General features: G+C 45.1%; 11 protein-coding genes. 4 read left to right on the forward strand and 7 right to left on the reverse strand.

Annotated elements, in window-relative coordinates:
• Positions 1-91: 91 nt before the first annotated feature.
• From ACED42_RS16295 to rhtB, 5 genes are all read right to left on the reverse strand, one after another.
• On the reverse strand, positions 92-583 hold the full coding sequence (locus tag ACED42_RS16295; protein WP_371703351.1) for a cyclin-dependent kinase inhibitor 3 family protein: 492 nt from the start codon (positions 581-583) through the stop codon (positions 92-94).
• Between the two features lie 187 nt (positions 584-770).
• On the reverse strand, positions 771-1,772 hold the full coding sequence (locus ACED42_RS16300; protein WP_371703353.1) for an ArsJ-associated glyceraldehyde-3-phosphate dehydrogenase: 1,002 nt from the start codon (positions 1,770-1,772) through the stop codon (positions 771-773).
• Positions 1,773-1,873: 101 nt separating this feature from the next.
• The gene (locus ACED42_RS16305) at positions 1,874-2,215 is read right to left on the reverse strand and encodes a metalloregulator ArsR/SmtB family transcription factor (RefSeq protein ID WP_009848223.1); all 342 of its coding nucleotides are present in this window, start codon (positions 2,213-2,215) and stop codon (positions 1,874-1,876) included.
• Between the two features lie 98 nt (positions 2,216-2,313).
• Complete coding sequence (locus ACED42_RS16310) at positions 2,314-3,534, reverse strand: EAL and HDOD domain-containing protein (protein ID WP_371703355.1); 1,221 nt, start codon at positions 3,532-3,534, stop codon at positions 2,314-2,316.
• A 45-nt stretch (positions 3,535-3,579) separates the two neighbouring features.
• The gene (gene rhtB / locus ACED42_RS16315; RefSeq protein WP_009848221.1) at positions 3,580-4,197 is read right to left on the reverse strand and encodes a homoserine/homoserine lactone efflux protein; all 618 of its coding nucleotides are present in this window, start codon (positions 4,195-4,197) and stop codon (positions 3,580-3,582) included.
• 81 nt (positions 4,198-4,278) lie between these two features.
• Between rhtB and ACED42_RS16320 the strand changes: the two genes are divergently transcribed.
• Both ACED42_RS16320 and ACED42_RS16325 read left to right on the forward strand, forming a co-directional pair.
• Positions 4,279-5,259: an alpha/beta fold hydrolase gene (locus ACED42_RS16320; protein ID WP_371703357.1), complete on the forward strand. Its 981-nt coding sequence runs from the start codon at positions 4,279-4,281 to the stop codon at positions 5,257-5,259.
• 230 nt (positions 5,260-5,489) lie between these two features.
• Positions 5,490-6,317, forward strand: coding sequence for a Cof-type HAD-IIB family hydrolase (locus tag ACED42_RS16325; protein ID WP_371703359.1), 828 nt, complete (start codon positions 5,490-5,492; stop codon positions 6,315-6,317).
• Between the two features lie 88 nt (positions 6,318-6,405).
• On the opposite strand, the gene ACED42_RS16330 is transcribed toward ACED42_RS16325, so the two are convergent.
• Entirely contained in the window at positions 6,406-6,873 is a 468-nt protein-coding gene (locus ACED42_RS16330) for an EVE domain-containing protein (protein ID WP_017100566.1), read from the reverse strand.
• Positions 6,874-6,912: 39 nt separating this feature from the next.
• Between ACED42_RS16330 and ACED42_RS16335 the strand changes: the two genes are divergently transcribed.
• Together ACED42_RS16335 and ACED42_RS16340 are read left to right on the forward strand one after the other, a co-directional pair.
• The gene (locus ACED42_RS16335) at positions 6,913-8,457 is read left to right on the forward strand and encodes a COG3650 family protein (protein ID WP_371703361.1); all 1,545 of its coding nucleotides are present in this window, start codon (positions 6,913-6,915) and stop codon (positions 8,455-8,457) included.
• A 2-nt stretch (positions 8,458-8,459) separates the two neighbouring features.
• On the forward strand, positions 8,460-9,056 hold the full coding sequence (locus ACED42_RS16340) for a tRNA-uridine aminocarboxypropyltransferase (RefSeq protein WP_017100564.1): 597 nt from the start codon (positions 8,460-8,462) through the stop codon (positions 9,054-9,056).
• A 164-nt stretch (positions 9,057-9,220) separates the two neighbouring features.
• Here ACED42_RS16340 and ACED42_RS16345 read toward each other — a convergent pair whose 3' ends face one another.
• Positions 9,221-11,701, reverse strand: a complete 2,481-nt coding sequence (locus ACED42_RS16345) for an EAL domain-containing protein (RefSeq protein ID WP_371703363.1) — start codon at positions 11,699-11,701, stop codon at positions 9,221-9,223.
• Positions 11,702-11,810: the final 109 nt, after the last annotated feature.

Below are 11,810 nucleotides of genomic sequence, written 5' to 3' on the forward strand. Positions count from 1 at the left end.
CTATAAAAACGGAGAAAAGCGAAGTAAGAAGAGTAGATAGAGCTTTTGGATCATGATGTTCCAAAAGCTCTTGTAACTGCTGAGTGAGATGTTACTGAGCAGCAACACCTTGAATATAGTCAACCTGAATTGACTTAGTAAACGCGCCCGGACGCAGTGATTGTACTTCTTGAACAATCTTACTCAGATCCCAACTCTTCTCTAACAGCAGGTGTGCAGCCAGCAAGCCAGTCCGGCCAGAGCCGCCCATGCAGTGCATTGCTACCTTGCCGCCGTTATCCACGACTTGGTGTAGCGCAGGGCTCGCCGCCTGCCATTTCGCAGCAAAATCGGTACCCGGTGCACAATCGTCTTCGATTTCTATTTGGAACCATTGCATGCCTAGCGCACGTGTCTTCTCACCAAGTGCCGCAACGTCTTTGCTTGCAAGCTCATGGTCATCAAGTGCTGTCACGATAGCTTCAACGCCTTGTGCTTTCAGTTGCGTTAACGATGCATCTAGGTCAGCGTCTTTAGTGCCTGGGCACGGAGTAAGCACTAACGCACCAGTTTCTAGATCTAGTTGCCATGTTGGATGTGTCATTGTGTCTTCTCTTTAATTCTTATAGAACCAATACTCAAAATAATTGGAGTTGCAGCTAGGCAACCTTTTTCCTACAAAGGAATGAAGTTCAGCCCTATGAGCATAGGGGTTCTATGTGATTAGGGCGGCCGGCGCTCCGGTGAACTTACGCAGTTAACAACGCTTGCAGCTTCAAGTATGAAGAGTATTAAGCTAGGCCAACTGTACGTACTAGCTCAGCGGTACGTGTTGCGTAGCCCATCTCGTTGTCGTACCAAGCGTAGATCTTAACCATGCGCTTACCGACTAGCATGGTTGATAGCGCATCTACGATCGTTGAGCGTTGGTCGCCTTTGTAATCGATAGAAACCAGGGGACGCTCTTCAAAGCCAAGAATGCCTTTCAGTTCATTCTCAGACGCTTCTTTCAGCATCGCGTTGACCTCTTCAGCAGTGGTGTCTTGCTTCACTTCGAAGATGATGTCGGTCAGAGAAGCGTTCGCTAGTGGTACACGAACCGCGTGGCCATTAATACGATTTTCAAGCTCCGGGAAAATCTCAACAATCGCTTTAGCGCTGCCTGTCGTTGTCGGGATAAGACTCATACCACATGCACGAGCACGACGTAGGTCTTTGTGCGGCGCATCTAATATAGTTTGTGTATTGGTGAGATCGTGAATAGTGGTGAAAGCTGCGTTTTCGATACCCAACTTCTCGTTAATCACCTTCACAACAGGCGCAAGACAGTTAGTCGTACAAGATGCCGCAGTCACAATCTTATGTACCGCTGGATCGAAGATAGCGTCATTCACACCAACTACGATGTTTGCAATGCCTTCTTCCTTTACTGGTGCCGATACCACAACACGCTTCACACCTTGCTCAAGGTATTTGTTTAGGAAAGATGTCTTACGGTGAACACCCGTCGCTTCAAGGACAACATCGCAACCAGACCAGTCGATTGCATCGATATCGCGCTCTTGCGTAGTTCTAATGCGTTGGCCGTTGATGATCATCTCATCGCCTTCAACCGTGACTTCGTGGTTCCAGCGACCTTGAACCGAATCGAACTCAAGAAGGTGCGCCAGTGTTGCTGTATCGCCTGCTACATCGTTAATTTGAACAAACTCTAGCTCAGCCCAATCGAATGCTGCGCGAAGTGCTAGACGGCCGATACGGCCAAAACCATTAATACCTACTTTGACTGTCATACTCTTTTCTCTCAGTTAATTGCCTTCATATTTGAAGCCGCAGTGTTGTTGACTATGCCTAGCTGCAATCTCAACGATTTTGGCAATAAATTTAAATGTATTTAAACGCAACATTGAGGGCGTGAAGTCATGGCTTCTAGGCGCTCAATATCCTGTTGGTATTCAGTTTTCAAACAGTTCGATGCTATAAGGTCATCAATTAACTTTAGCATCCAACCCGGTAAATCTTGTGACAGACGGTAGAACACCCACTGCCCTTGGCGAACGTCAGTTAAAATTCCGTTTGAACGCAACTGCGCAAGATGGCGGGAAATCTTTGGCTGACTTTCTTGTAATGCCTGAGTCAACTCACCAACAGATAGGCACTCTTGGCGCACAATCAACATTAAGCAACGCACTCGCGTTTCATCAGACAGTAATTTAAAAAATTGGTGAGGAAGCATAACTACATACTCATATATGGATATACATATATGTTAGTTGTAAAAAAACGCACGTCAAGGCGTGCGTTTTCATTGTCATAAAAGTTTAACGAAGAATATCAGAGTTTGTTGGTAACAATATGGCTCCAGCGTCGAGCTTCAGTGAGTTCTGTTTTCACTTGTTCCACGTTCAGCCCTAGATCAGCACAGTGATCATCAATCTTTTGCCAATCAGCATGTTCGAAACTTTCTTCAAGCGCTAATAATGCGCCATATGGACCTTCTCTGCGCAGCAAGGCGACCTTAATACTTGTGCATAACGGTAATTGTTCAATTAAGTTCTCTAACGACAGATCGAGCAACGCATCAAGTAATGAGAACAAACCAATCATAAAGGCTTGTTCAGTATGCCCTTTAAATACTTGGTAACGAGACATCCGTTGGCAAAACTGCGCACGCTGCAAAGACAAGCCATACAGCTCTTTGGGCTTTTTATCAGAGACATAAGACGCTACTGCTAGCGAGACAAACATTTTCAGTTTCTCTTGCCCTAAATAAACCAAGGCCTGACGAAATGAAGAGATGGTGACCTCAAGACGGGGTGACATAGTGTTCACAAAGCGCAGAAGCTTATAGGATAAGGCAATATCTTTCGCGACGATGCTTTCAACACGTTGGAAGTCGACATCCGGCTTACAGACCTCTTGGAATAGCTCCATCGCTATCACTTGCTCTGGGCTAATATACTTAGTCTTTATGATTTCGGGCTTACTAAAGAAATAGCCTTGGAAAAACTTAAACCCTGCTTCTTTCGCTTGTTGGAACTCTTGTTCCGTTTCAACCCGCTCAGCAAGAAAACTATACTTCTTCCCTTCGTGCTTTTTGACTAACTCACACGCCGCATCCAACCCCATCTGCATGATATCAAGCTTAACAATATGCGTATATTGAAGGAAACGTTCCCACTCAGGTGTCGAAGTAAAGTCATCTAGGGCAATCATATACCCTGCTTGATAAAGCCCTTTGATTACCTCTAATAGCTCATCGGTCGGTTGGCAGGTTTCAAGAATCTCAACTACGACCTTATCTTTCGGTAAGCTCATTGGAAGACGGCGAATCAAGCTCTGATACGGAAAATTAATAAAGCAGCGTGAAGATGGGATCGAAGGGTTAAGCCCAACGGACAAGAAGTTTTCAACGATCAGGCGATACGTTGCTCGATTAGACTCAATATGCGCGGGGTAGGCATTCCTATCACCGTCACGAAACAGCAGCTCATAACCAAGCGTGTTCTTGTTACGGTTTAAGATAGGTTGTCGAGCAACGTACGTAGCGGTCATTTATTGATAACTCTAATTAATTTAACTATAACTCTGTTACTTTCATTAAGCTTTGGCAGCAGCCAGCAAAGCGCCGCAGCCCATGAACATACCACCAAATATTTTATTTATCTTACCCATTATGCGATCTGAGCGAATAAAACGTCCCATTTGTGAAGCTAATGAGGTGTAACCCAACATAACCACGCTATCAATAAATACAGTGGTCACTCCGAGCACCAACAACTGCGGTGCTTGCGGTTGTGTCGGATCGATAAATTGCGGAAACAGAGCAACTAAGAACACGATAGATTTTGGGTTAGTCAAATTGATAAGCACTGCATTTCTGAGCAGCTTGCCACTCGATAGCGTTGATTTTTCTTCTGAAGCCACCAAGCTAGACTTATCACGCCACTTTTGAATGCCTAACCATAGAAGATAAACCACGCCCACCCATTTGATGATGGTAAATGCCAAGGCGGATTTTGCCACTAGTGCACCAATACCCGCTCCCACCAGCATAATATGAAATGCAAGACCGAGCTGTAAGCCTACGATCGACGCAAGTGACTTCTTGGTTCCATAGCTGAGCCCATTGCTGATTGAGTTAACGGTACCTGAGCCCGGTGCCAAACTAAACAAAATCGCCGTGACGACATAAGCAAGCCAAACATGAGTATCCATTTGCATTTCCTTACTAGTTCTTTAATCTAACAACATTAGTAGCGATGACGCTCTCACATGCATCAGTTCAGGTAATTTCCCATGGAAAACCACAGTGCCACCCTGTTTTCATACACGCAAGAACCTGAGTTCGAGCAAGCGATTAAACACCCGATCTCCACCCTTTGGCAACAACGAAAGGATGGTTATGTTACATCATCTGGTAAAAAAAGGTTGTACTGGTGTAGCTTAACTTCTCCGACACACACCAAAGCTATTGTTATTTCAAATGGTCGCATCGAGTGCTGCTTAAAATACCAAGAGCTCTTTTATGATTTCTATCAGCAAGGTTATGACGTTTATTCATTTGACCACCAAGGTCAAGGTCAGTCGGAACGTATGGTAACAGACTCTGACATTGGTCACATTCACGAGTTTGATGATTACGTATCAGATATGTCTGACATTATTGCCAGTTTTGATCTTAGCAAGTATTCCAATCGCTACCTGCTCGCACATTCGATGGGCAGCACAATCGCCACTCGCTACTTGCAAACTCATCCCAACCACCCGTTTGACAAAGTCACTCTGTGCGCTCCGATGTTTGGGATCAATACTGAATGGTACTTCAAGCCTATCGCAATGCTTGTTGGACAAGCTCTCACCGCTTTTTATGCCAAGCCGACTTATGCCCCCGGGCAACAGGCATATTACTCTAAGCCCTTCGAAAATAACTTATTAAGCCACAGTAAGGTGCGCTATCAGTGGTTCCGTTGCCTGTATGACGGCTCCCCTTCTTTGCAGGTTGGCGGACCTAGTACTCGCTGGGTATGGCAAGGGTTAATGGCAGCCAAGCAGGCAATACAACAAACTCGTCAAATCAAGATCCCACTGCTATTGATTCAGGCAGGGGAAGAGAAGATTGTGAGTAACGAAGCTCAAGTTAAGTTCATCAATAAGCTAAAAAAAACCAACTCTGATTGCCAGTTTAAGGTGATTGAGGGTTCTAGGCATGAGGTGCTGTTTGAGCAAGATGAATACCGTAATCACACACTGGATGCTATCAATCAGTTTTTTGCCTAGATCGAATAAGCTAATAAGCTAATAAGCTAATAAGCTAATAAGCTAATAGGCTAATAGGCTAAGTAACCGACCAAGAAGATAAGCGCTAAAGAGGAAGAGAAGTAAGTGAGCTTTGCCCTCTTTTCTTGCATGAAATTGGCATACAATTTCCACCTAGAGATATTGTAGTTAAAACGATGCTAGCGTTGGCTAGTATTGATATTTGCTAAGCATTTTGCAATGAGGGTTAAATGACTATTCCTGCACTTAAAGATTCCGTGAAAATTGTTGCTTCTGATTTAGATGGTACGCTTTTGGCTCCCAACCATCAGCTAAGCGACTTTACCAAACTAACGCTTAAGAAGTTACACGAGCAAGGTTACACCTTTATCTTCGCTACGGGTCGCCATCACGTCGACGTAGCAGGGATTCGTCAAATCGCAGGGATTCCGGCATATATGATCACGTCAAACGGTGCTCGCGTACACGACCAGAACGATCAACTGATGTATAGCCAGGACGTCCCTCAGAAATTAGTTCAACCGGTTATTGATATTGTTCGCCAAGATCCAAATATCTTTATTCATATGTACCAGAATGAAGATTGGCTACTCGACCGTGAAGACGAAATGCTCGCTAAGTTCCATAGTGAGTCTGGCTTTAGCTACAAACGATTTGAAGCTGATAATGCCCCAAGTGATGGCATTGCCAAAGTCTTCTTCACACATCCAGAGCAAGACCACGAATATCTGGTCACGTTTGAGCAAAAGCTAAAAGGTGCGTTTGGAGACAAACTGAACATCGCCTTCTCAACACCTTGGTGTTTAGAAGTGATGGCCGCTGAAGTATCTAAAGGCCACGCCTTAGACGCTGTTGCGAAATCATTGAACCTGACACTGGATAACTGTGTTGCCTTTGGTGATGGCATGAATGACGCAGAGATGCTGGCGATGGCGGGTAAAGGTCTAATCATGGGCACATCACATGAAAAAGTGATGAAAGCTCTACCAGACAATGAAGTGATTGGCAGCAACACAGACGACGCCGTTGCTCACTATCTAAAAAAGCACCTACTCTAATATCGTCTCGTCGAAGAGATCTGTATAAATAAAAAGGCAGCCAACTGGCTGCCTTTTTTGAACCTTACGTAAAAAGCTCTCTCTAACGCTATCGAGAACCCAGTATTTCTTTGCTTAATATTGCCTGCCACTCTTGTTCGGTAACCGGCATGATCGATAATCGGTTGCCCCGTTTAACCAGTGGCATTTCTGACAGTTCAGGCATGGCTTTAAGTGTTGCCAAAGGAATCAAGCGTTCAGTCACTCGCACAAACTCAACATCAACCATTATCCAGCGCGGATTGTCTGGCGAAGACTTAGGGTCGTAGTAATTACTCTCTGGGTCGAACTGAAAGTGGTCTGGGTAGGCTTCTCTGGTTACTTTCGCGATCCCCGCCACGCCAACTTTTTTACATGATGAATGGTATATCATCACCAAGTCTCCAAGCTTGACGTCATCACGCATCATGTTTCGAGCCTGATAGTTGCGTACACCCTCCCAACAAGAGGTTTTTTGTACTCTTAGAGTCTGAATAGAGAAGGTGTCGGGTTCTGTTTTAAATAACCAATATGCCATAATAAATCCAATTAACGGTTGCTCCGAGGAAGATATAACATGAAGGTAATGAAAAACCCAGTGACATGGCTAGTCGCATTCGCTTTGCAAGGCTGTGTAACGGCACCAGATACGCCGCAACAACCTGAATTACCACCAGCAACCTTGGATGAACCACTGAGCATTCAACCGCAAACCTTCATCATGCGTGGTCAAGTTGTGGTAGGTCATGAAAGCCGAACCTTCACCCCTTGCGGTAGCCAACAACAATACTGGTTAGATTTAACACCAGAACTCGCATTAGAAGCGCAAGGGCTCTCAACGAGACCTTACCAAGCCTTATACGGCGAGCTGATTGGTCATCTAACCGTACCGAGCCAAACAGGGTATAACGCAGATTTCACGGCACGTTTCGTGGTTGATCAAGTGAATATCCTAACCGCAGAAAACCCTAATCGTTGTGACCAACCACTGCGTTCAACACGAGTATTCGGTAATGAACCCTTCTGGTCAGCAACCTTCGATAAAGACCAGCTCAAATACACCAAGATGGGCGAACAACCACAGCTCCTCGATATTGAATCAAGCCACACCACACCAAGCAGTCGTGATTACCAATTAGAGGGTAAAGCAGCGCAAGGCAAACTCAACCTTACAAAAGAGAGTTGCAGCGACGGCATGAGTGATTCTATCTATGGATGGCATGCCAAGCTTAACCTCAATGACAGTAACTATAATGGCTGTGCAACGGTCTCAAACCAAGATCCAACATTGGACTGGAGCGGACTCTACTTCGCTAGCTCAACGCAAAACTCAGGGTTCTCTATCAACCTTGAACTCAACAATGACCACAGTGCTATCACGACTTATTCATACAGCAATGGAGACCCTTCTATTGTTGAGCAGGGCTTCTGGCAGCAACTGAACCAAAATCAGGTACAAGTGGTTATGACTCGCCACCAGCAACAGTATTTGATCTCCGAGCGTATCTTCACACTCGATAATGGCAAGCTAATCGCTGAAAAAGAGAAAGTGGGCAACGTGGTCTATCCGATTGCCAATGGCGGTCTGGTGCTATTCGAAGCTAAGAGTGCGCAAGCGCAAGCAAACACCCCCGCTAACGTTGATCTAACCGCTAAGCAGGTCAACTCCAGTGATCAACTTGATCCAAAAGTCGACCAAGCGATCCGCGAGTATTTTAAGATCAACAATACCGATCCAGACAACACTCAGTACCGTTGGCTGACCTACGATCTGAACGGTGATGGTAAGGAAGAGTTGTTTGCTCAACTCGATTGGTGTGGTTCAGGTGGCTGTACGTTGCTTATCTTTGAAAACCACCAAGACAACTGGCGATTCAATAGCCGAGTGACACTGGTTAAGGGCGATATACGCTTAGGTAAATCGCAAAGTCATGGCTGGCAGGATCTGATCTTCAATGTCAGCGGCGGTGGAGCAACACCTGCGAAACACACACTGTCTTACACCGGTGTTAGCTACCCACTGAATCCAAGTGTTGCTCCAGTTGCAAATGATGCTGATATCAGTGATGTGGTTCTATTTGCTGATGGCGTATCACCCGCACAAAGCGGAGTTAAGCTATAACTATGAGTAATCAACAAGCTTGCGGTGGTTGTGGCTTCACTCATCAATGTATTTGTCATCGCATACCAAGTGTTGAAAGCCAAACTGATCTTGTACTGCTCACTCATGAGAATGAACTGTCGAGAGACACCAATACCGGAAAGTTACTTGAGCAATCTATTCAGCAATGTCAGTCCTTCGTATGGCAACGAAAAACACCACCAGAAGAGTTGATTGCCTTACTCGAAGACAAAACATTGCAGCCTTTTTTGCTGTTTCCAAGTGACAGCAGTATTGAGTGCCAGCAAGCCGTGTCATCTGTAGCTGGAGACCGTAAGCCGTTATTCATCATCTTGGATGGCACATGGCAGGAAGCGAAGAAAATGCTCAACAAGAGCGCGTGGTTAAACACCATTCCTCAAATCCATCTCGATATCACGACTGAATCGTCATACACCTTACGCCGCAATCAAGACAGCGGGCACCTGTGTACCTGTGAAGTTGGCGTTGAGTTGCTAAAAACGTTAGGTGAAATCGAACCGGCTAAGTTGATTAACGATTACTACCAACACTACCTAAAGGTGTTTCAAGCGGATAAATGTGGTCATTCACTCAAATAGAGGAAGCCACGTAGAGGCTTGCGGTAAGTAACGTAAAACTGAAACAAAAAGGGTGAGCCATAAGCTCACCCTTTTTACATCTAACGTTAATCTATTGAACCGATCGGTGTTTCACGTGAAACCGACACTCTGGCTGCTCTTTGAAAGAAATTTAACTCGTTCGATTAGAACAAACGCTGCGGTTGACCAAAGTAGTAACCCTGAAGGTAATCGACACCCATATCCTCTGCGATTCGACACACCGGTTCATTATGTACGAACTCCGCAACTGTTTTAGCGTTCAGTATCTGGCACAAACTCACCAGTTGCTGAGCGATCTTGCGCTGTTTCTTATCTTTATCAATATTCCGAATTAAACTGCCATCAAGCTTTATGACTTGTGGTTCTAACTTCAATATCTCATCAATGTTCGAATAGCCGGAACCAAAGTCATCAACAATAATATTCACACCAAGGTCGCGGAAGTGATTACACACCTCGATCAAGCGACCGTAATCCTGAATTTGTTCCGTTTCTAACACCTCTAAGCCAATACGCTGTGGGTGACTGATTTTCTTGATGGCTTGCTCAAGGTGAAGAATGGTTTTCTCATTGCTAAAATCTTGTGGCGCCAAGTTAATTGAGAACGAATCGGTTCGCTGACTCATAAAATCAAAGGTACGCGTTATCATCTGGCGACTCAAACGTGTATAGAGATGAGTTCCTTCTATGATTGGCAAGAACTTACCCGGCACAATCAGTTGTCCATCTTCTTCAATTCGAACCAAGCACTCGTAGCTTTCTACCTGATGGCTGTGCGCCGAGACAATAGGTTGGGAGCACGCCACAATATTCTGATTAAGCACCGCGCGACTGACACACGACAGCCAGCCAAGCTGCTCTTGGCGATGCTTCTCCAATTGAATGAGCGTCTTGGCGCTCACTAGATGCTTGTTCTGACTCACGGCGCTGCGCCTAGCATCAATCGCCTTCAACAACAAATCATCAATCGAGGTCGTAGGAAAATCTCGACGGCTGGCTATGCCCGCACAGATGGATACCGACAGGTAATCAATATCAGGCAACCCCGTTGGTTCAAAATTCACATGTTCCGTTTGGTCTGCAAATTCAGAAAAACGCTGATGAATATGTTCTTGCCCCACCCAGCTATCAAACACCACCGCCCACTCACCAATACCAATGCTATAGAGCTGACACCCCTCATCAAAGAACTGCCACAGCGCCTTTTGAAAATACTCGCTTAAATCATGCAGAAGCTTGTCACCTACTCGATAGCCATACTTCTCATTGATTTGGCCAAATGTCGTGACTTTCAAAGCCAACAAATGACTATCGGTACTCATTTTTGACAGTTTTTCACGCAGTACGCTTCGGTTAGGTAAACCTGTACGGCGATCAATTCGGTAGCTCGCGGTCAATGCGGTCGCTTGCTGTTGAATCTTACTCGCCATGCTGTTGTTCATGTCATCGACATCAAGCAGAGCATTTCGTATCAATGAAAACAAAGGGGAAATATTGGTCGCGGGTTGTGTCTCTAATGGTAATACCGCCTTGCCTTCACCTTCCCTAAGCGCAAGATAAGTGAGGCTATGATGCAAAATTCGTTGCTGGCCATTATCTTGATAGAGCTCTCCCATGCAGTACACGCCATAGGTGTCCGCTAATGCTTGGAAAACCTCAACCTCTTGGTTGCCATCAATGAAATCAATGCGAGAGGTACAGTTGTAGATAAAAAACTGTTCTGGTTTATGGGAAGCAATCTGTTGAACGCCCAATCGGATTTGCTCTAGGGTCAATGAAGGATGGTCATAACAAAACCGCACCTCATCACCAACTTGAAACGACCCACTGAATTCTATCTCTCCACCCTCTGTTACCTTGAGCGGTAAGTGAGTGTTCTGGTCTTTGGGTTCACCGACCATCAAGGGGAAGTTATACAGTTGCTCAAAAGGGATTTCGAGACCGTCAGCGAGGTAACGATTATAGACTTCTCGGACAGGTATACCGTCCAATTCAGCTAGCCGATTATCTTGAGCGCCAGTCACTCGGAAGGTACGACCAATGGGGTTCCATTCGCAGTAATACCCCTTAGTAATTGCGAGTTCAACACTGTGCAGTGCTAACATGACATAGGCATTTTCATAGCAAATACCATCGAGCATCACCCATCGTCCATGCTCTGTAATGGTCGATGCACCGCCACAAATAGGTAATGAATATATCGACTGCTCAAACGCTGAAAATAGATCTTGGTTATTTATCTGCAAGCGATCGGCGAAACAGATAATGCTTTGAGTATCAGCATTACATTCAAGCTGCTGCCACATCGCTTGGCTATCCCGTCGAGGCTGCTCGCTATATTCGACAACACCACAAGTGTAAGACATCGCCTCAAAGCGAGTAACAATAACATAGAGACCTTTATGCAGGATCACACCTTGGCTGATGTAGTGATTAGCGCTACAACCAATCAATTTGGCGTTGGGGAAAGTCGACTGAATTACTTGGCAGGCAGCCAACACCGAATCTTTCTCGAAAGAAGAAAACACCTGAATCAGTAGATTGTCATGTTGATGAAAATCTATCTTTTGCAATTCACGCTGGGTGCACTTAATGTCTTGTATCTGGAAAGAGGTCGATTGCATATTCACATTAATCGTTACGTTAATGATTTGTTATTGTGCTTATTATAGATAAAGCTTGCACGGAATACTTACAATCGTCTTATAAATAATGTGACGCTAGTTAGACATC

It is taken from the genome of Vibrio sp. FF145 (assembly GCF_041439075.1).
Taxonomy (GTDB): domain Bacteria; phylum Pseudomonadota; class Gammaproteobacteria; order Enterobacterales; family Vibrionaceae; genus Vibrio; species Vibrio tasmaniensis_A.